This is a genomic window from Iodidimonas sp. MBR-22 (genome assembly GCF_029946565.1).
Classification (GTDB): domain Bacteria; phylum Pseudomonadota; class Alphaproteobacteria; order Sphingomonadales; family Rhodothalassiaceae; genus Iodidimonas; species Iodidimonas nitroreducens.
The window spans coordinates 1-19,797 of sequence record NZ_JARKVQ010000023.1 but is presented as its reverse complement, the minus strand read 5'-3'; the positions used below and the strand labels follow the sequence as shown (position 1 = coordinate 19,797).

22 protein-coding genes and 1 tRNA gene are annotated in these 19,797 nt (G+C 56.0%); 20 read left to right on the top strand and 3 right to left on the bottom strand.

What is annotated here, in order from left to right:
• Nucleotides 1–8: 8 nt before the first annotated feature.
• From rplR to QK300_RS12860, 16 genes are all read left to right on the top strand, one after another.
• On the top strand, nt 9–365 hold the full coding sequence (gene rplR, locus QK300_RS12935; protein WP_281302133.1) for a 50S ribosomal protein L18: 357 nt from the start codon (nt 9–11) through the stop codon (nt 363–365).
• 37 nt (nt 366–402) lie between these two features.
• Nucleotides 403–978, top strand: coding sequence for a 30S ribosomal protein S5 (gene rpsE, locus QK300_RS12930; RefSeq protein WP_348651895.1), 576 nt, complete (start codon nt 403–405; stop codon nt 976–978).
• 6 nt (nt 979–984) lie between these two features.
• Nucleotides 985–1,173 carry a 50S ribosomal protein L30 gene (rpmD, locus tag QK300_RS12925; RefSeq protein WP_042084074.1) on the top strand — a complete coding sequence of 63 codons (189 nt, stop codon included), beginning with the start codon at nt 985–987 and terminating at the stop codon, nt 1,171–1,173.
• Nucleotides 1,174–1,217: 44 nt separating this feature from the next.
• A complete protein-coding gene (gene rplO / locus QK300_RS12920) occupies nt 1,218–1,697 on the top strand; it encodes a 50S ribosomal protein L15 (RefSeq protein ID WP_281302134.1) in 480 nt (159 codons plus the stop codon).
• Between the two features lie 63 nt (nt 1,698–1,760).
• Entirely contained in the window at nt 1,761–3,089 is a 1,329-nt protein-coding gene (secY, locus tag QK300_RS12915) for a preprotein translocase subunit SecY (protein WP_042084069.1), read from the top strand.
• Nucleotides 3,086–3,733: an adenylate kinase gene (locus QK300_RS12910; protein WP_281302135.1), complete on the top strand. Its 648-nt coding sequence runs from the start codon at nt 3,086–3,088 to the stop codon at nt 3,731–3,733. Before secY ends, QK300_RS12910 begins: the two co-directional genes overlap by 4 nt.
• 173 nt (nt 3,734–3,906) lie before the next feature.
• The gene (rpsM, locus tag QK300_RS12905) at nt 3,907–4,275 is read left to right on the top strand and encodes a 30S ribosomal protein S13 (RefSeq protein WP_281302136.1); all 369 of its coding nucleotides are present in this window, start codon (nt 3,907–3,909) and stop codon (nt 4,273–4,275) included.
• A gap of 72 nt (nt 4,276–4,347) precedes the next feature.
• Nucleotides 4,348–4,737 (top strand): 30S ribosomal protein S11, encoded by a 390-nt coding sequence (gene rpsK, locus QK300_RS12900; protein WP_042084060.1) that lies wholly within the window; start codon nt 4,348–4,350, stop codon nt 4,735–4,737.
• Nucleotides 4,738–4,845: 108 nt separating this feature from the next.
• Entirely contained in the window at nt 4,846–5,862 is a 1,017-nt protein-coding gene (locus tag QK300_RS12895; RefSeq protein ID WP_042084199.1) for a DNA-directed RNA polymerase subunit alpha, read from the top strand.
• A 57-nt stretch (nt 5,863–5,919) separates the two neighbouring features.
• Nucleotides 5,920–6,342, top strand: a complete 423-nt coding sequence (gene rplQ, locus QK300_RS12890) for a 50S ribosomal protein L17 (protein WP_281302137.1) — start codon at nt 5,920–5,922, stop codon at nt 6,340–6,342.
• A 138-nt stretch (nt 6,343–6,480) separates the two neighbouring features.
• Nucleotides 6,481–7,962 (top strand): Do family serine endopeptidase, encoded by a 1,482-nt coding sequence (locus QK300_RS12885; RefSeq protein WP_281302138.1) that lies wholly within the window; start codon nt 6,481–6,483, stop codon nt 7,960–7,962.
• A 4-nt stretch (nt 7,963–7,966) separates the two neighbouring features.
• Nucleotides 7,967–9,286, top strand: a complete 1,320-nt coding sequence (locus QK300_RS12880) for a replication-associated recombination protein A (RefSeq protein WP_281302139.1) — start codon at nt 7,967–7,969, stop codon at nt 9,284–9,286.
• A gap of 7 nt (nt 9,287–9,293) precedes the next feature.
• Complete coding sequence (locus QK300_RS12875; RefSeq protein WP_281302140.1) at nt 9,294–9,995, top strand: HAD-IA family hydrolase; 702 nt, start codon at nt 9,294–9,296, stop codon at nt 9,993–9,995.
• Nucleotides 9,992–10,396 (top strand): hypothetical protein, encoded by a 405-nt coding sequence (locus QK300_RS12870; RefSeq protein ID WP_281302141.1) that lies wholly within the window; start codon nt 9,992–9,994, stop codon nt 10,394–10,396. The genes QK300_RS12875 and QK300_RS12870 overlap by 4 nt, the downstream gene beginning before the upstream one ends.
• A gap of 5 nt (nt 10,397–10,401) precedes the next feature.
• Nucleotides 10,402–11,100: an ATP12 family protein gene (locus QK300_RS12865; RefSeq protein WP_281302142.1), complete on the top strand. Its 699-nt coding sequence runs from the start codon at nt 10,402–10,404 to the stop codon at nt 11,098–11,100.
• 47 nt (nt 11,101–11,147) lie between these two features.
• Nucleotides 11,148–12,971: a DUF885 domain-containing protein gene (locus QK300_RS12860; protein WP_281302143.1), complete on the top strand. Its 1,824-nt coding sequence runs from the start codon at nt 11,148–11,150 to the stop codon at nt 12,969–12,971.
• 76 nt (nt 12,972–13,047) lie between these two features.
• Here QK300_RS12860 and QK300_RS12855 read toward each other — a convergent pair whose 3' ends face one another.
• Nucleotides 13,048–14,337, bottom strand: a complete 1,290-nt coding sequence (locus QK300_RS12855) for a cystathionine gamma-synthase family protein (protein WP_281302144.1) — start codon at nt 14,335–14,337, stop codon at nt 13,048–13,050.
• Nucleotides 14,338–14,511: 174 nt separating this feature from the next.
• Between QK300_RS12855 and yaaA the strand changes: the two genes are divergently transcribed.
• Complete coding sequence (gene yaaA / locus QK300_RS12850; protein ID WP_281302145.1) at nt 14,512–15,291, top strand: peroxide stress protein YaaA; 780 nt, start codon at nt 14,512–14,514, stop codon at nt 15,289–15,291.
• Between the two features lie 24 nt (nt 15,292–15,315).
• Here the strand turns inward: yaaA and QK300_RS12845 are convergent, their stop codons facing one another.
• Together QK300_RS12845 and QK300_RS12840 are read right to left on the bottom strand one after the other, a co-directional pair.
• The gene (locus tag QK300_RS12845; protein WP_281302146.1) at nt 15,316–16,485 is read right to left on the bottom strand and encodes a hypothetical protein; all 1,170 of its coding nucleotides are present in this window, start codon (nt 16,483–16,485) and stop codon (nt 15,316–15,318) included.
• Nucleotides 16,440–18,290 carry an ATP-binding cassette domain-containing protein gene (locus QK300_RS12840; RefSeq protein ID WP_281302147.1) on the bottom strand — a complete coding sequence of 617 codons (1,851 nt, stop codon included), beginning with the start codon at nt 18,288–18,290 and terminating at the stop codon, nt 16,440–16,442. The genes QK300_RS12845 and QK300_RS12840 overlap by 46 nt, the downstream gene beginning before the upstream one ends.
• Before the next feature lie 93 nt (nt 18,291–18,383).
• Between QK300_RS12840 and QK300_RS12835 the strand changes: the two genes are divergently transcribed.
• From QK300_RS12835 to QK300_RS12825, 3 genes are all read left to right on the top strand, one after another.
• Nucleotides 18,384–18,460: transfer RNA gene (locus tag QK300_RS12835), tRNA-Arg, on the top strand.
• Nucleotides 18,461–18,592: 132 nt separating this feature from the next.
• On the top strand, nt 18,593–18,931 hold the full coding sequence (locus QK300_RS12830) for a hypothetical protein (protein ID WP_281302148.1): 339 nt from the start codon (nt 18,593–18,595) through the stop codon (nt 18,929–18,931).
• Nucleotides 18,932–18,969: 38 nt separating this feature from the next.
• On the top strand, nt 18,970–19,743 hold the full coding sequence (locus tag QK300_RS12825) for a hypothetical protein (protein WP_281302149.1): 774 nt from the start codon (nt 18,970–18,972) through the stop codon (nt 19,741–19,743).
• Nucleotides 19,744–19,797 lie beyond the last annotated feature (54 nt).

Here is a 19,797-nt window from a genome sequence, read left to right as displayed (position 1 = left end):
TGCTCAAGATGGCTCAGAACAAAGATTTGTTTAAGCGGCGGGGATTGCGGACACGCGCTCAGCTGCGTAAGAAAAGCGGTGGCCGTCCGCGCCTGTCGGTGCATCGGTCGTCCAAGAATATTTATGCCCAGATCATCGATGATGCGAAGGGTGAAACGCTTGCTGCGGCCTCCACATTGGATGCCAGCCTGAAAAGCATTTCCGGGGGAAACCGGGATGCCGCTGAAAAGGTGGGCAAGCTGATTGCGGAGCGGGCCGTGAAGGCTGGTGTGACGCAGGTTGTTTTCGATCGTGGTGGCTTTATTTATCATGGGCGCGTCAAAGCCCTTGCTGATGCGGCCCGCGAAGGTGGTTTGGATTTCTGATCCGCCGCTTTGATACTGGATTTGAGAGGAATAGGCGATGGCACGCCCTGATCGGTTTGAGCGCGAAGACAGCGAGTTCGTTGAAAAACTCGTTCATATCAACCGTGTCGCCAAGGTGGTGAAAGGCGGCCGACGTTTCGGTTTCGCAGCCCTGGTGGTGGTTGGTGACGGCAAAGGCCGCGTTGGCTTTGGCCAAGGCAAGGCCCGGGAAGTCCCGGAAGCGATCCGTAAAGCGACGGAATCCGCAAAGAAATCGATGGTCCGCGTTCCCCTGCGGGAAGGCCGGACCCTGCATCATGACAGCTTCGGCCATCATGGGGCGGGTAAGGTGCTGATCAGATCAGCAACGCAAGGGACCGGCATCATTGCCGGCGGCCCGATGCGCGCTGTTTTTGAAAGCTTAGGGGTTCAGGATATCGTGGCCAAATCTACGGGCACATCCAATCCCTATAACATGGTGCGAGCCACCTTCGATGCCCTGAAAGAGCAGGTCAGCCCCCGGCAGATTGCGGCCAAGCGCGGCAAAAAGGTGGGTGAGATCGTCTCGCGGCGTGCGGCTGTCGAACATAGCGGCGGGGGTGAGGTTTCGCTTTCTGCCGGTAGCGCGGAGTAAGAGCAGATGGCAAAGGCTAAAACGGTCACGGTCACCCAGACCGGCAGCCCCATTCGCCGTAAAGAAGATCAGCGCGCAACGCTGGTCGGCCTGGGGTTGAACAAGCTGAATCGCACCCGTGAGCTGGAAGATACACCAGCGGTCCGGGGAATGATTGCAAAAGTGTCGCATCTGGTTCGTGTCGAGAATCAGTGAGGCTGTCACGAAAGCCGGGACAATGCCGGTGATAAGGGTACGTCATGCGTTTGAATGATTTGAGAGATAATACCGGTGCCCGCAAGGAACGGATGCGGGTCGGCCGGGGCATCGGATCGGGCAAGGGTAAAACCGCCGGTCGGGGTGTGAAGGGTGCGAAATCGCGCTCGGGCTATTCCGTGAAGGGCTTTGAAGGCGGCCAGATGCCGATCCATATGCGCCTGCCCAAGCGTGGGTTTACCATGCTGTTTGGCAAGGAATATGGCGTGGTCAATCTGGGTCGTTTGCAAAAGGCCATCGATGCCGGCAAGCTCGACCCCAAAGGCGCGCTTGATGAGGATGCCCTGGTTGCCGCCGGTGTTGCCCGCAAGGAAAAAGACGGCCTGCGCCTGCTCGCCAAGGGCACGCTGACCGCCAAGCTCACCCTCACGATCGCCGGCGCTTCAAAAGCGGCGGTGGAAGCGGTGGAAAAAGCGGGCGGATCGGTGACCTTGACCGGACCTGCCAGCAAAGCCAGCGCTTAAGTCTGATCATGCCGACGCCTCTTTAAGGGGCGTCCGCTTTTTTTTGAGTAGTCGGAGATCCTGATGGCATCGGCCGCTGAGCAACTTGCTGCCAATCTGAATTTCAAATCCTTTGCGAAGGCCGAGGAACTGAAAAAGCGCCTGTGGTTTACCTTGGGCGCGCTGATTGTTTATCGGCTTTTGACCTATGTGCCCCTGCCCGGGATCGATCCGATTTCGCTGTCGCAGTTCTTTCAGCGCACCCAGGGCGGCATGCTTGATATGTTCAACATGTTCTCGGGCGGTGCCTTGCAAAGAATGTCGATCGTTGCCCTCAATATCATGCCTTATATCTCGGCATCGATCATCATGCAGCTTCTGACCTCGATGTCGCCCTCGATGGCGGCCTTGAAAAAAGAAGGCGAAACCGGGCGCAAGAAGATCAATCAATATACCCGCTATGGAACCGTGGTCCTCACGGCGGTTCAGGGCTATGGCCTTGCCATGGCACTGGAGGCCCAGAATGTGGTGCTTGATCCCGGGATGTTTTTCCGCATCGCCACGGTGATCACGCTGGTGGGTGGCACCATGTTTCTGATGTGGCTGGGCGAGCAGATCACGGCGCGGGGTGTTGGCAATGGGATTTCCCTGATCATCTTTGCCGGAATTGTCGCTGAATTGCCCCGGGCGCTGGGTCAGGCTTTGTCTCTTGGGGAACAAGGGCTGTTGTCTCCCGCCGCCATCGTTTTGCTGCTTTTGGGGGTTGTGGGGCTGATTTATGGCATTGTTTTCATGGAACGCGCCCAGCGCCGGGTGACGGTACAATATCCCAAGCGCCAGATGGGCAACCGGATGTTTCAGGGCGATACCTCGCATCTGCCGATGAAGCTCAATACGGCGGGCGTTATTCCGCCGATTTTTGCCAGTTCGCTGCTGCTTTTGCCGATGACCATCGCGGGCTTTTCAGCCGAAGGCGGACCGGAATGGATGACCATGGTGACATCCCTTCTCGGCCATGGGCAGCCGCTTTATATCGCGCTTTATACGGCGGGGATCATTTTCTTTGCCTTTTTCTATACCGCGATCGTGTTTAATCCTGAAGAAACTGCGGATAATCTGAAAAAGCATGGCGGCTTTGTGCCCGGGATCCGGCCCGGCCAACGCACGGCGGAATATCTCGATCATGTGTTGACCCGCTTGACCGTGATTGGCTCGATTTATCTCGCCATCGTGTGTGTGATCCCGGAAATTCTGATTTCGCAATATTCGATTCCCTTTTATCTGGGTGGAACCAGCCTTTTGATCGTGGTCAGCGTGACCATGGATACCGTGGGGCAGATTCATTCGCATCTGATGGCGCACCAGTATGAAGGTCTGATCAAGAAGTCGAGATTGAAGGGGGGGCGTCGATGATCGTCATTCTTCTTGGGCCGCCGGGGGCGGGCAAGGGTACCCAGGCCCAGCGTTTGCAGGCGGATCATGGTTTAAAACAGCTCAGCACCGGCGATATGTTGCGGGCTGCGGTAAAAAATGAAACCAGAGTCGGGCGTTTGGCGAAAGAAGCCATGGATGCCGGCAAATTGGTGAGTGACGATCTCGTTGTGCAGATCATTGCTGATCGCATTCAGGAAGATGATTGCGCCACAGGCTTTTTGCTCGATGGGTTTCCCCGGACGGTGGCACAGGCCGAAGCTTTGGATGTGATGCTTTCAGACATCGGGCGTAAGCTCGATGCCGTGATCGAGGTGACGGTCCCTGATTCAATCCTTGTAGAGCGGGTCGCGGGGCGCTATGCCTGTGCGAAATGCGGTGCGGGCTATCATGATCGTTTCAAGAAACCGGCACAAGACGGCGTGTGCGATCAATGCGGCTCCACCGATTTCATCCGCAGGGATGACGATAATGCTGAAACCGTGCGCACACGGCTCGATGCCTATAAGAAGCAAACGGAACCTCTTCTCCCTTATTATCGGGCGAAAGGTGTTCTTTTGCAGGTCGATGGCGAACAATCGATCGATGCGGTTGCGCGGACAATAGACGAGGCTTTGGGGGTTTGAGGCTTTAAGCCTTTGCCAATTTGGCAAGGGAAAAAAGCCATCCACCGGAGTTTGTGGCTTTCACAGAATCGGAATGGTTGACTATGGCCATTCGATTCATATAATCGCGCGCTTCGGCGGGCGGATGATTCGAGACAACAGACCGTTTGAAAACGGTGACGAGGAGTTAGGTCGTGGCGCGTATTGCAGGCGTTAACATTCCAACGAACAAGCGGGTCGAGATTGCCTTGACCTATATTCACGGCATTGGTCGGACCAAGGCGCGTGATATCTGTGGCAAGCTTGGCTTTCCCATAGAACGCCGGGTTCATCAGCTGACGGACGCGGAAGTCATTCAGATTCGTGAACTGATCGATAGCGATTTCGTCGTTGAAGGCGATCTGCGTCGTGAAGTGGCCATGAATATCAAGCGGTTGATGGATCTTGCCACCTATCGTGGCCTGCGTCATCGCCGTGGCTTGCCGGTGCGTGGTCAGCGGACCCACACCAATGCGCGGACGCGCAAGGGCAAAGCCAAGCCGATTGCCGGCAAGAAGAAATAATACGGTTCCTGATCTGGCATATCTGCCGATCTTCAGGGGCTGCCCCGTATCGCTGAAGGACGAATTGAGACAATGGCGAAAGAACCAACACGGATTAAGCGTCGTGAGCGCAAGAACATCACCAGCGGTGTTGTTCATGTGAATGCGTCATTCAATAATACCATGATCAGCATCACGGATGCGCAGGGGAATGTTATTTCCTGGTCCAGTGCGGGCATGATGGGCTTTAAAGGGTCGCGGAAATCCACGCCCTATGCAGCTCAGGTTGCCGCCGAAGATGCCGGCAAGAAAGCCGCCGAGCATGGCATGAACATTGTTGAAGTGGAAGTGAAAGGCCCCGGTTCGGGTCGGGAATCGGCCCTGCGCGCCTTGCAGTCGATTGGTTTCACCATCACTGCGATCCGGGATGTAACCCCCATCCCACATAATGGATGCCGGCCACCGAAGCGTCGCCGCGTCTGAAGACTGATCATGCGGTTCGGCCTTGCCCTTCAGGGCGGATAAAGGGTGGAACCGCGACCGGCGCTTGGCGCCTTGTTATGGCCTTTTTGCAAGGGCGAGGATGTTAGCGTGATTCAGAAGAACTGGCATGAACTGATCAAGCCGAGTGCGCTCGAGATCACCCCCAGTGCGGACCCCAAACGCCGCGCCAAGGTTGTGGCCGAGCCGCTGGAGCGTGGCTTTGGTATGACCCTGGGCAATGCCCTTCGCCGGGTGTTGCTGTCGTCCTTGCAGGGCGGCGCTGTCACCAGCATCCAGGTCGAGGGGATTCTGCACGAATTCTCATCGATCCCGGGTGTTCGCGAGGATGTCACCGACATTGTCCTGAACGTCAAGCAGATGGCCATTCGGATGCAGGCCGAGCAGCCCAAGCGGCTGCATCTGACGGCCACCGGCCCCGGCGAAGTGCGCGCTGGCCAGATTTCTGAAGTGGCGGGCGTTGATATTCTCGACAAGGATCTGGTGATCTGCACCCTTGATGAAGGGGCGACTCTGAACATGGAATTCACGGTTGAATCCGGCAAGGGCTATGTGCCTGCCGATCGCAACCGTCCTGAAGATGCGCCCATCGGTCTGATCCCCATCGATGCCTTGTTCTCGCCGATCAAGCGCGTGGCTTATAAGGTTGAGAATACCCGCGAAGGGCAAATTCTCGATTATGATAAGCTGATCATGGAAATCGAAACCGATGGCACGGTCAGCCCCGAAGATGCGGTGGCCTTTGCCGCCCGGATCCTGCAAGACCAGTTGCAGCTTTTCATCAATTTTGAAGAGCCGCGTCAGGTTGAAGAGCGCCGGGAAGAAGAAGAGCCGCTGTTCAATCGTAACTATCTGCGCAAGGTGGATGAGCTTGAATTGTCGGTGCGGTCGGCGAATTGCCTGAAGAACGACAATATCGTCTATATCGGTGATCTGGTTCAGAAAACTGAAGCGGAAATGTTGAGAACCCCGAATTTTGGTCGCAAGTCCTTGAATGAAATCAAGGAAGTGTTGACACAGATGGGCCTGAAACTGGGCATGGAATTGCCCGGCTGGCCACCCGAAAATATTGAAGATCTGGCCAAAAAGCTGGAAAACGAATACTGATCTTGCCGCCATCGCGCCCGTGAGGGTCCGCCTGGCTGGTGTTCAAGGAGAGAGACAATGCGGCATCGCAACGCCGGACGTAAGCTTGGTCGGACCTCGTCCCACCGCCGTTCCCTGTTCATGAATATGTCACAAGCCCTTGTGAAGCATGAGCAGATCATCACCACTCTGCCCAAGGCGAAAGAGCTTCGCCCGGTGCTGGAAAAGCTGATCACCCTCGGTAAAAAGGGGGGGCTCGCCAATCGCCGCCGCGCCATTGCGCAGTTGCAAAGCGAAGGTCTGGTCGAGAAAATCTTTTCCGAACTGGCCACCCGCTATGCGGATCGCCCCGGCGGTTATGTGCGGGTGCTGAAAGCAGGCTTTAGAAAGGGCGATAATGCCCCCATCGCGATCATCGAATTGGTGGATCGCAATGAAGAGGCCAAGGGCAAGGACTCCGGGCCCGTTCATCTCGATGATGACATGGAAGATGCCGCCTGAGGGTGGCTGTCTCCCCGTCTTTTGATCCCGCTTTTGGTTGAGGCCCTTTCCCGCATGGGAAGGGGCTTTTTCCTTTTTGCCGCTTGGGTGATTGCTGCTAAAACCAATTCAGCCACATCCGCGAAGAAAGGCGTATTCATGATCGCACTCTCTCAACGCTTTGGGCGTAAAAGCTTTTTAATGGCTGTCTGTTTTCTTGCTCTCGCCGCTGTTTCGGGACAGAGCAGCCGGGCGCAAATGCTTGATGGGCCGGATCGTCAGGTGCCTTCGGGGCAAGGCGAGGTGCTTTTATCCTATGCTCCGGTGGTGCGCGATGTTGCGCCTGCGGTGGTCAATATCTACACGGCGCGCAAGGTGGCGGCGCGGCGGTCGGTGTTCAGCGATCCCTTTTTCCGCCGGTTCATGGGTGATGATTTCAGCTTTGGTGCTCCACGTGAACGGATCGAGCGGTCTTTGGGATCGGGGGTCATCGTGCGGGATAATGGGGTGATCGTTACCAATCATCATGTTATTGGCGATGCCGATGTGATCAAGGTGGTGCTGGCAGATCGCCGGGAATTCACGGCGGAGGTGATTTTATCGGATGCCCGCACCGATCTTGCCATTTTGCAGATCGATGCCGCAGGATCATCACTGCCCTTTGCCCGCTTGGCCGAGGCCGATGATGCAGAGGTGGGCGACATCGTTCTGGCCATCGGCAATCCCTTTGGTATTGGCCAAACGGTGACGGCTGGGATCGTATCGGCGAAGGCCCGCACCCAGATCGGGGTGAGTGATTATGGCTTTTTCATCCAAACCGATGCGGCGGTCAATCCCGGCAATTCCGGTGGGGCGCTGGTGGGTTTGAACGGGGAACTGGTGGGCATCAATACGGCGATATTCTCGCGCACCGGTGATACCAGCGGAATCGGTTTTGCGATCCCCGCCTCGATGGTGCGGTCGGTGATCGACGCCGCCCTCGATGGGGGGGAAATCATCCGCCCCTGGCTTGGCTTTGCCGGCCAGCCGGTGACGGCTGATATGGCGTCGGCTGTGGGGCTTGATCGCCCCGGCGGGGTGATGATCAGCGAGCTTTATCCCGAAGGGCCTGCCGATCAAGCGGGGCTATTGCCCGGCGATGTGATCTTGCAGATCGATGGCGAAGATGTAATCGATCAAAACGGCCTGCGCTTTCGCACCGCTACCCGTGGCGAGGGGGATGAGCTGGTGCTGGGGATTTTGCGCGATGGCCAAAGGCTCGAGGAGCGGGTGGTTCTGGCGCTTCTGCCTGAAGCCCCGGAACGCAGCATCACCCGGCTGGATGGTCGCCATCCCTTTCAAGGGGTAACGGTCGGCAATCTCTCGCCCCGCTATGCCGAAGAATTGGGACTTGATCCCATGCGCAAAGGGGTGATCGTGCTGGAGATTGCCAATCGCAGCCCGGCGGCACGCTATGGCTATGTTCGCCCCGGTGACGAGATCATGAATCTGCAAAATGAGGCGATGACAACCGTTGCCGATCTGCTTGCGATCACCCAACAGCCATGGGAAGAATGGGTTTATCGGGTGCGCCGCAATGGGCGGCTTCTTGATTGTGCCGTTTTCAAAAACGGCTCTGCGGAGTGCCGCGTCGCGGGATGACAGGGTGAGTGATCTTTTTGCCAGAGCGGATCCGGCGACAGAGGCAGGCGCGAAACCTGCACCTTTGGCGGATCGCCTGCGTCCGCAGCAGTTAGGGGACGTGGTAGGCCAGGATCATCTTTTGGCAGATGATGCCCCCCTTGGTCGGATGATCGCCAGATCAACCATCAGCTCGGTCATTCTGTGGGGCCCGCCGGGGACGGGTAAGACCACCATCGCCCGGCTTTTGGCGGCGATGGGTGCGCTTCGGTTCGTGCAGATTTCTGCGATTTTATCGGGTGTTGCCGATCTCAAGAAAATTTTTGAAGCGGCCCGTCATCATCGCCAGATGGGACAGGCCACCTTGCTGTTTGTGGATGAAATTCATCGCTTCAACCGGTCTCAGCAGGATAGCTTCCTCCCTTATGTCGAGGATGGCACCCTGACCCTGATCGGCGCGACGACGGAAAATCCGTCCTTTGAAATCAATGGCGCTTTATTGTCGCGGATGCAGGTTTTGCAGCTAAAGCGCCTTGATGATGTGGCCCTGCAGGCCCTGCTGGCCCGCGCCGAAGCCCATCTGCCCCAGGCTTTGCAGCTCACGCCTGCCGCGCGCGATATGCTGATTGCCATGGCCGATGGCGATGGCCGGATGCTGCTCAATCAGGTGGAAGCCCTTCATGATCTGGGGGGCGATCAGCCATTGGACGGCGATGCGCTCACAAGCCTGTTGCAAAAGCGGGCCCCCAGCCATGATAAAGATCGCGATGGGCATTATAATCTGGCCTCTGCCCTCCATAAATCCTTGCGCAGCTCGGATGCGGATGCCGCCCTTTATTGGCTGGCGCGGGCACTGGACGCCGGGGAAAACCCCATGTTCATCCTGCGCAGACTGGTGCGCTTTGCCAGCGAGGATGTGGGCCTTGCCGATCCGCAGGCGCTGGTGCAGGCCCTGGCGGCAAAAGAAGCCTATCAGTTTCTGGGCAGCCCTGAAGGGGAACTGGCGATTTTTGAAGCCGCGCTTTATCTGGCCACCGCGCCAAAATCCAATGCCGCCTATAAAGCCTCGAAAGCAGCGCTGCAGGCGGCCCGCGATCATGGCGGGCTGATGCCCCCGGCGCATCTTTTGAATGCCCCCACCAAGATGATGAAGGATCTGGGCTATGGCGCGGGCTATCTTTATGATCATGATCATGAAGATGGCTTTTCCGGCCAGAATTGTTTTCCCGATGATCTACCGCGCCAAAGTTTTTACCAGCCGCCGGAGCGGGGCTTTGAGCGGGATATTGCCAAAAGGCTGGCCTATTGGGACCGCCTGCGATCCCAGAAAAAGAATAAAGAATGAGGCGTGAATGATGCTTGCTGTTTTTGATTGTGATGGAACGCTGGTGGATAGCCAGCATGTGATCATCAGCGCCATGCGGATGGCTTTTGCCGCCAATGATCGGGCCGCCCCTTCAGATGCGCAGATCCGGCAGATCGTGGGTTTGTCCTTGCCCGAAGCGATGACCGCTCTTTTGCAGGGCGGTGCCAAAATCACGGCCGATCGCGATCCCGATCCGGCTTTGCCCGGGCTTTTGGCGGATGCCTATAAACAGGCTTTCGTCGATTTGCGGGCACGGGATGGGCATCGGCAGGAACCGCTTTATCCCGGCATCAAAAGCACCCTCGATCATTTGCGGAATGAGGGTGTTTTATTGGCGGTGGCCACCGGAAAATCGATCCGGGGCCTCAATTCGATCCTCGCCCATCATGAATTGGCGGATTATTTCATCAGCCTGCAAACGGCGGATACCCACCCCTCGAAACCGCATCCCTCGATGCTTTTGGCGGCCATGGATGAAGCCGGTGTGGCGCCTGAAAAAACCATCCTGATCGGCGATACAAGCTATGATATACTGATGGCCCGGGCCGCAGGGGCCTGGGGCTTGGGTGTTTCATGGGGCTATCATGCGGCCGCCGATCTGCTGGCCGCAGGGGCCCATGCCATCAGCCGCAATGGGGATGACTTACCCCATGATATCAGCAATTTATTGGCAAAGGCCAGAGCATGACACCGCCGGAACCACCAAAGCGCCGATTTTATTTTCTCCAGCTTGCGGGGCTGTTTCTGTTTTTTGCCCTGCTCGATTATGTGGTGCTGGATCAGATGGATTATGTGGGATCGAATGAAATCCTCACCGCCCTTTTCACGGTGCTGACATTGATCCTGATGCTGCTGGTGGCGGCGACCCTTTTGATGGTGATGTGCTTTTCCAATGCCCGTTTGGGGGCGGCGATCACCCGGCGGTTTCAATATCTGCGCGATGCCTGGGCGGTTCCGTTCCGGCATCTGGGCCTGTTTGGGGTGCGTGTAGAAAGCGGAATGGATGAAAAAAAGCAGGCCACAAGGCGCAAACAGCAAAGGCATCAGCGCCGGCGCTATCGGCAGCACCCTGAAAAAAACGGATCATAGCCGGAATGGCTGCAATCAAGCGCTTCTACCGGCAGGCGGATAAAGTGGCCGCAGGATCGGGCTTTTGTATCGCCCTTGATGGTCGCCCGGTCAAAACCCCATTGAAAGCCGATCTGATCGCCCCCACCGCCGCCATGGCCGATGCCATTGTGGCGGAATGGCAAAGCGTGGGGGATCGCATCGATCCCGCGCAGATGCCCATCACCCGGTTTTTGAACAGCAGCCTTGATCGGGTCAAGGGCCGCCGCCCATCGGTGATCGATGAGATCGCCGCTTTTGGTGCCACCGATCTCACCTGCTATCGCGCCGAGGCTCCGGAGTCTTTGGTGGCTGCCCAGAAAGACCATTGGAACCCGCCGCTTTCATGGCTCGAAAGCACCCATCATATCCCGCTGGCCGTTACCTGCGGGGTCAGCCCGGTGGCGCAGGATGAACAGGCGCTGGGGGCCTTGCGGGCGTTGATCGCCGGATTGGATGATCATCGGCTGATGGCCCTTCATAGCGCCACCACCCTGAGCGGATCGGTGGTTTTAGGGCTGGCCTATGTTTGTGGGCGGCTGGATCGCGATGGATTTTGGGCTGCGGCCATGGTGGATGAAGATCATCAGATGGCCCGCTGGGGCGAGGATGCAGAGGCGATGGCCAAGCGCCAAAGTCTGCTCTGTGAATGTCATGATCTGGATTGCTGGCTATCGCTTTTATGAGGGATATGCCAAGCTGATTTTTTTGAAAATCAACTGTGGAATGATCTATGCCTCGCTTGAAAGCCTTGATCCCGGTGCTTTTTATATGTGCCGCTTTTGGATGGCCGCATTTGGGGGGTGGGCCTGCCAAGGCCGGGCAAGCCGCCCCGGCAGAAACAGATGATCGCGCGATAAAACCGGATGCGGCCGCCAAAGCCCTGCACCAGCTTTTTGCCGATGAATGGCAGGCGCGGCTACAAAGGCAGCCTTTCATGGCCAGCCAGCGCGGGGTGAGGGCTGCGGATTCAGAGGTTCCCGATCTCTCGGAAGCGGCGCAGATGGTGGCTTTGGCCGAGGATCGCCAGTTCCTTGAACGGCTCGATGATATTGCACGCAGGGATCTGGATGCCGAGGATCGCCTCAATGCCGATCTTTTTGCGCATCTGCTGCGGGGGCGCCTTGATCGGGGCGCCTATCGGCCCTGGCGGATTCCCTTTGTCTCGGATAGCGGCTTTCATACGGCGGCGGTGATGTCGGTGGAAGCCATTCCGTTTCAAACTCTGGCGCAGTATGAAGCCTATCTTGCGCGGTTATCAAAGCTTGCCCCCTATTTCGCCCAAGGCATGGGCAATATGCGGCAGGGCATGGCGGATGGCTTTACCATGCCCCGGGCCATTCTGCCCAAAATCGCCCCCGGCTTTGCGGCTTTGGCGGTGGAAAAGCCCGAAGACAGCGCCTTTTACAAACCCTTTGAACAGATGCCCGGCAGCATCACAGCGGCGGATCAGAAAAGGCTGCGGGCCGAGGCTGAGGCCATTTTACGGGAGCATCTTTTGCCCGCCTTGGGGGCGCTGCATCGCTTTTTCGTCGAAGATTACAGCCCCGCCGCCCGCGAAACATTGGGGGCCACAGCCCTGCCCGATGGCGAAGATTATTATGCCATGCTCATCCGATCCTATACCACATTGGATCTTTCAGCAGCCGAAATTCATCAGATCGGTTTGGATGAAGCGGCGCGTATTCGCGCCGAGATGCAGGTGATCATCGATGATCTGGGCTTTGAAGGCAGCTTTGCCGATTTTCTCGCTTTCCTGCGCACTGATCCGCAATTTTACGCCCAAACATCTCAGGAACTGCTGAACAGGGCCGCCTGGATCGCCAAGCAGATTGATGAAAAGCTGCCCGCCTTTTTCAAGACCCTGCCGCGCATTCCTTATGGGGTGCGGGCGGTGCCCGATGCGATGGCCCCCAACTATACCACGGGCCGCTATTGGGGGCCGGTGGATGGCGTGCGCGGGGGGCTGTTCATGGTCAATACCTATGATCTGGGAAAGCGCCCCTTATATAATCTGCCCGCTTTGACCCTGCATGAAGGCGTGCCCGGCCATCATCTGCAAACGGCCCTTGCCCGGGAAAATCAGGATGTGCCGGAGTTTCGCAAGGCCATGTATGTGGTGGCCTTTGGCGAGGGCTGGGGGCTTTATAGCGAAAAGCTGGGTCAGGACATGGGCATTTACCAAACACCCTATGAACATTTTGGCCGTCTGACCTATGAAATGTGGCGCGCCGGGCGGCTGGTGGTGGATACCGGCCTTCATGCCATGGGCTGGAGCCGTGATGCGGCCATTGCCTTTTTTCAGGAAAACTCCGCCCTGTCTCAGCATAATATCGAAACCGAAGTGGATCGTTATATCTCATGGCCGGGTCAGGCGCTGGGCTATAAGCTGGGCGAGATGAAAATTCTGGATTTACGGGCGCGGGCGGAAAAGGCTTTGGGGGATCGCTTTGATCTGCGCCTGTTCCATGATGCCCTTTTGGGGAATGGCTCTTTGCCCTTGCCGCTTCTGGATCAACAGATCGATGCCTTTATCGCGGCGTCCCTCGCCCCCTGAAGGCTATCCGGATCGGCATAAGTGGGATGAGACGCCATCCCATCATGCCGATCCGGGCCGATCCGGGGGCGCGCGATCAGATTTTTTCCAAAGCCTGCTTCAGATCGGCGATCAGATCATCGGCATCTTCAATGCCCACCGAAACCCGGCATAAAGCCCCGGAAATCCCGGCCAGATCGCGCAGATCTTTCGGCACCCCGGAATGGGTGGTAGAGGCGGGATGGCTGATCAGGGTTTCTGTGCCACCAAGGCTGACAGCCAGCTTTAAAACGGTGAGTGCATTGAGAAAGCGGAAAGCTTCCGCCTGGCCGCCCTTGACATCGAAGGCAAAGGTGGACCCCGGAGCCAGACACTGTTTTTCATAAACCGCATGGGCCGGGCTGCCGGGCTTTAAAAAGCCCAGATAGTGCACTTTTTCGATCTTTTCATGCCCATCAAGATATTCGGCAACGATGCGGGCATTGTCGGTGGCTTTTTCCATGCGGATTTTCAGCGTTTCAAGGCTGCGCAGAACCATCCAGCAGGTATGGGGATCGATCTGATTGCCAATGGCCCCGCGCAGGGCTTTCATTGGCTTGAGCCAACGGCTCGATCCCATGGCGGCACCGGCCACCAGATCGGAATGGCCACCGATATATTTGGTCATCGAATAGAGAACGATATCGGCCCCGTGCAACAGGGGCTTTTGCCAAACCGGGCCTAAAAAGGTGTTGTCCAGCGCCAAGGGCGGGCGCTCCCCGGCGGTATTGCGGGCGTCTTTCACCTTTTCGGCCAGATAATGAATATCCACCAGCCCATTGGTGGGATTGGCCGGCGTTTCGGCCAGAACCATGCCGATGGGGCCCATTTTCTGGGCTTTGGCAAAGGCTTCATCCACCGCTTTGTGGCTGTCATTGGCAATGAAACCAACGGTTTTGATGCCCCATTTGGGCAGCAGATTGAGCAAAAGCGTTTCGGTGCCGCCATAAATGGGCTGGGAATAGATCAGCACTTCGCCCGGCTGCAAATGGGCCATGATGGCGGAATAAATAGCGGCCATGCCCGAGGAATAGACAATCGCCATTTCGGCATCTTCCCAAAGGGAAAGGCGATCTTCCAGCACTTCCATATCGGGATTATTGAAGCGCGAATAAATCAGCCCTGAAACTTCATCGGGGCGGGCTTCACGGCGACCGCTGACCACATCGAAAAAATCGCGGCCATGTTCGGCGGATTCGAACACAAAGGTCGAGGTGAGAAAAACCGGTGGCTTGAGCGATCCTTCGGAAAGGCTGGGGTCAAAACCATAGCCCATCATCTGTGTTTCCGGCTTCAGCACATGATTGCCAATGGTGCGACGGCGGAAATTCTTGGTTTTATCGCTCATCTCTGATCCTTGATCCCTTGGGGTTTAAAAGCTTCATATTATGGACATTCCTTGACAGGCTTTAGTCATAGCCCCAGATGAAAAGCCTTGCCATGCGTTTTGACAAGAACGACAAGATATTGCGATGAAAGACCCATCCGCTTTTTCCATCCTTCATAATGAGGGCCGTTTGAGATGCTTGCTGTTTTGTCTCCTGCCAAAAAACTCGATGCCGACTCAACACCGCCCAGTGCGGATTACAGCCAGCCGCGCTTTCTGGAAGACGCCACGGCGCTGGCGCAGGATGGAGCCCGCATGGGGGCGGCCCGTTTGCAGGGGCTGATGCATTTGTCCGATGCCTTGGCCGAAAAAACCTATCAGCGGTTCAAGGCGTTTTCCCCGCCCTTTGATCCCACCAATGCCAAACCGGCGATTTTTACCTTCAAGGGCGATGTGTATCAGGGATTGGATGCCGATCATCTGGATGCGGATGGGCTGGCCCACGCGCAAAAGCATCTGCGCATTTTATCAGGGCTTTATGGGCTTTTGCGGCCCCTTGATCTGATGCAGCCCTATCGCCTTGAAATGGGCACCCGGTTCAAAACCACAAAGGCCGCCGATCTTTATGGCTTTTGGGGCGACAAGATCACCAAAGCCCTGGCCCGGGATTTGCGAGAGGATGGCCATGATTGCCTGATCAATCTGGCGAGCCAGGAATATTTCAAGGCGGTGGACCCCAAAGCGCTGGGGGTGCCGGTGTATCAGATTGATTTTCGTGAAGATCGGGATGGCCAATTCAGGATGATCAGCTTTTTTGCCAAAAAAGCCCGGGGCCTGATGGCCCGCTATATTGCGGTGAATAAAATCGAGCGGGCCGAGGATCTGAAGGATTTCGATCTTGATGGTTATCGCTTCGCGCCCAAGGCATCCAAGCCCCATCATTGGACCTTTTTGCGCCCGGATAGCCGCACATAAAAATGCGCCGCGCGAAAGATGCGATTATTCGATCGCGTCGATCCGATCCACAAGCGGGCTGACCGTCTGCCCGGCAATCATGCCACCGATGGTCCAGAACACGCCATTTGCGGGTAGCAAAGCGCGGTGATCCATGCTTGGGATCGGCTTATCGGCAAAGCCCATCCATAATTCATTGAAGGGATCATAGCCGAAAACCCGCGCCGATGGGGCCGCCGGGGTGCCATCATAGCCAATGCCATTATAATTATAGGCGGTGGCTGATCCGCCAGCGAACAGAACCATCCCGCGATCCTCTGATCCTGTGGCAGCGGCGCGGTAGAGGGGCGCGCCCCCATGATCGGGGGCTTTTTGCCATTGAATATCCGATGGATCATCGGGATTGATGTGCCCCACCCAGGCCTGTTTCACCAGCCCGAACTGCCGCTTGCCATCCTGTTCGCCTAAAACCGCAACCCCATCGATGATCAGAAAGCGATCAGATGCGATACCGCCCGCATGGCCGAAAACCGGGATGCCGGGAAATTCGGTGGCATTGAACCACACCCCTTCCACGCTATCGAAAACCTGCACATTGGCCACATTGCCATCCATGTGCCAGCCGGAAACCAGATAGATATAGCGATCCGCATAGCCGAAAGCGACGCTATCATCCACCGGCTTTGGAATATCCGCCAGCCGGTGATAGGTACCCGTTTCGGGTTCGTAACGAAAAACATGGGGGGTTGAGATTTCATGGCCATCAGCCAGCACCCGATAGCCGCCAAAGAGATAGATGGCACCATTCAAGGGCACCGCCACCGAGGCCAGGCGGCCTTCGGGCACCGGCACGGGATTGATCCGCTGCCACTGATCGGTGGTGAGATCATAGGTAAAGGCAGCGGTGGAAATGTCGCTATGGCTTTTGCCGGATTTCAGCCCCATGAAGCTGTAGAAAACCGGGCCCTGATCGCGGATCAGCACGGCCGTGGCATTATTGCTATGGGCTTCGGGCATCGGGGAAAAGGGCGAAGGGGGCAGGGCTGTGGGTGCGGGCGTTTGGATACAGGCGGCGGTGAGGGCAGCCAGAAGGGGGATAAAACCCAGCCTGATTGTCCGGCCAAAGGCGGCTTTCAGGCCGCTTATCCATTTTTTGGCGATAGCGCCGATCAGGGACCTTCGATTTCTTCGCGCAGCATTTCCAGATGGAGCCATTCTTCTTCCTTTGAAGCCAGATCCTTGCGATATTGATCGCATGTTTTGCCCGCCAGCGCATATTTCGCCGGGTCTCGGCTATAGGCTTGCGGGTCTGCGAGCAGTTTTTCAAGCTTTGAAATCGCATCGAGCAGGGCGCTGATCTCGTTTGGCAGGGTTTTCAGGCGGTGTTTCTGGTTAAAGCTCAGGCGATTGGCGCTGTCTGCCCGGGTTTTTGCGGGCTCGGGTTTTTCGGATTCGCTTTTCCGGCTGTCGGTTTTTTGTGGCACCTGATGCTTTTGGCTGCGGCTTTGTGCACGCTGGCGCATCATATCGCTATAGCCGCCCGCATAATCTTCGATCCGGCCTTCGCCTTCAAACATCAAAGTCGAGGTGACCAGCCGATCAAGGAAATCGCGATCATGGCTCACCAGCAAAATGGTGCCTTCATAATCGGCCAGCACATCCTGCAAAAGATCAAGGGTTTCCATATCCAGATCATTGGTGGGCTCATCCAGCACCATCAGGTTTGATGGCTTGGTCAGCGCCCGGGCCAGCATCAGGCGGTTTTTCTCGCCCCCTGAAAGCGCATAAACGGGGCTTCTCGCCTGCGCCGGGCTGAACAGAAAATCTTTCAGATAGGCCACCACATGCTTGGGTGTACCGCGCACCATCACCTGATCGGAACTGCCACCGGTGAGGGTTTCCCACAAGGTGAGATTGGGATCGAGGCTGTCGCGCTTTTGATCGATCACCAGCATCTCAAGATTGGTGCCGCGCCGGATCACCCCGGCATCGGGTTCGATCTCGCCGATCAGCATTTTCAAAAGGGTGGATTTCCCGGCCCCATTCGGGCCAATGATCCCCACGCGATCGCCGCGCAGAATGCGGGTGGAAAAATCATCGGCAATCACATGCTCATCAAAAGCCTTGCACACATGTTCGGCTTCGATCACCAGCTTGCCCGATGTGCGGCCATCTGCGGCCACAAGGGCGGCCGTGCCGCTGCGGGCGATGATCTCGCGGCGGCTTTGGCGCAAAGCATGAAGGCGGCGCAAACGCCCCTGATTGCGGGTGCGCCGGGCCGATATCCCCTCGCGTGACCAGCGGGTTTCCTCGGCGATCAGCTTGTCGAGCTTGGCGGTATTGGCGGCCTCGCGCTCATATTCAAGCTCCACCCATTCTTCAAAAGCGGCAAAGCCCTTATCCAGCCGTTTCACCACGCCGCGATCCAGCCATAAACAGGCGCTGGTCAGCCGCGATAAAAAGGTTCGATCATGGCTGATGATGATGATCGCCCCGCGAAATTCGGCCAGGCGGTCTTCGAGCCATTCAATGCCGGGCAGATCCAGATGATTGGTTGGCTCATCGAGCAGGATTATATCCGGCTCCGCCAGAAAGGCGCGGATGATCGCCGCCTTGCGCTGCTCGCCGCCCGAAAGGGTTAGGGGGTCGCGCTCGCCCGAAAGCCCCACTTCATCAAGGGCGGCTTCCACCCGATAAAGATCATCACGCATGGAAGGCGGCAGGCCGCTTTCCAGATAATCGAAAAGCCGGGAAAAGCCCGCCAGATCGGCTTCCTGACGCACGGTGGCGATCTCGGTTCCGGGGCGCACGAAACGCTCGCCGCCATCGGCTTCGGTGATGCCTTCGATGATTTTCAAAAGGGTTGATTTACCCGCCCCATTGCGGCCCAAAAGGCACAGGCGATCATTCGGCCCCACGGCCATATCCACCCCGCTGAACAGGGTGGTGGCCCCCAATTCGAGGCGAATACCGGCAAGTGTGAGCAAAGGGGGTGCGGCCATGGGAGCAGCTAGTGCCAAGATGCCGTGCCACTTGTCAAGCGCTGCGATGGATCGTTCATTTGACAAGCCGAAACGCATGGGGCAAATGAAGGCAGATCATGATGCATCAGGGCGCCCGTAGCTCAGCAGGATAGAGCACCAGATTCCTAATCTGGGGGTCACAGGTTCAAATCCTGTCGGGCGCACCAGTTTTGTTATGGTCAGGACTTACATATTAATCCGGTGAAGCACGATTGATAGAGAGTTTAGCCAGCTAAGCGATTCTAAAGATTCGCGAAATTATTACTTTGCTAAATATATGATTCTGCTATACTTTTTTTATGGATTCAACATATCATCTTAACGGCAGCTATAAGCCTACAACTAAGCGCTTTGCTGATTTGAGCGGCCCGGATTTTTATCCGACGCCTCCATGGGCCACTTATGCCCTTATCCACAATGAAGATTTCAAAGGCGATATATGGGAGTGCGCCTGCGGCGATGGCACAATGTCAAAAGTCCTCGCAGAAACTTCGCGACCTGTCCAAAGCTCTGATCTTTATGATCGCGGTTTTGGCGATGTGGGGATTGATTTTCTGACAGCATCTCAGAATGTTGATAATATTATTACAAATCCGCTTTATAAATTAGATGGCCGAACTCCCTTAGTTTCAAAGTAGATTACCATAATGAAAAGCAACGCGCAGAGATCTCTATAATGAAGTTTCATGTAATTTCAGCGAGGAGTGATCTGCCGTCGTCCGGGCGGAACGAAGTCTATCTCATTATTGATCACTGGAATGACTACTCCTTTGTCACGAGTTTTGCTGTGCATGCGTTTGATGAAGGCGGCACAGGCCATAGCTTGTCAAACGTAAGAATAGGTTTTGTTGGCCAAACAAAAGCGATACTAACATACTCAACACTGGGTGGTATTTTTGAGCAGTTAGATAAAAATTATTTCTCTCTTGGAATAAACGTAGATTATTACAAAATCCTTTTTTCTAAATTCAGCGAGAAATGGCGCTGCGAATTCCTGACTAGGATTCGCGATGTTGTTTGGGATGAAAATCTTCTCGAAAATATAAGAAGCGAAATGGTTTTTGAAGTCTCGCATCTACGTTCGATCTCATTGAGTCAAATCCGGGATCAATTCGCTAGCGTACTCAGAGGCGAAGTTTCACTGACAGATTTTAATTTCGGTTTTTTTCTGCCTGCGTCTGAGAATTTTGCCGAATTCGATCTGCCTTTTGAGGTCAGGGCAAATTCCACGCCCAGCACAAACATGCACGCATTGATCGGAAGAAATGGCGTCGGCAAAACTACGTTACTAAAATCTATGGTAAAAGCAATTTCTGATCAGGTTGAGACTTCTTCTTATTTCTATTATGGAGAGACTAAAAAAATCACAAAAGACGATGGTTACTTCCCGAGCTTAGTGTCAGTTGCCTTTAGCGTTTTTGACCCTTTTGAGATGCCCCACGTTTTCTAGACACCTGCCTCTTTCAGTTTCTGCTGTCTGGCTTCGAAGTCAACGGGCGACAAC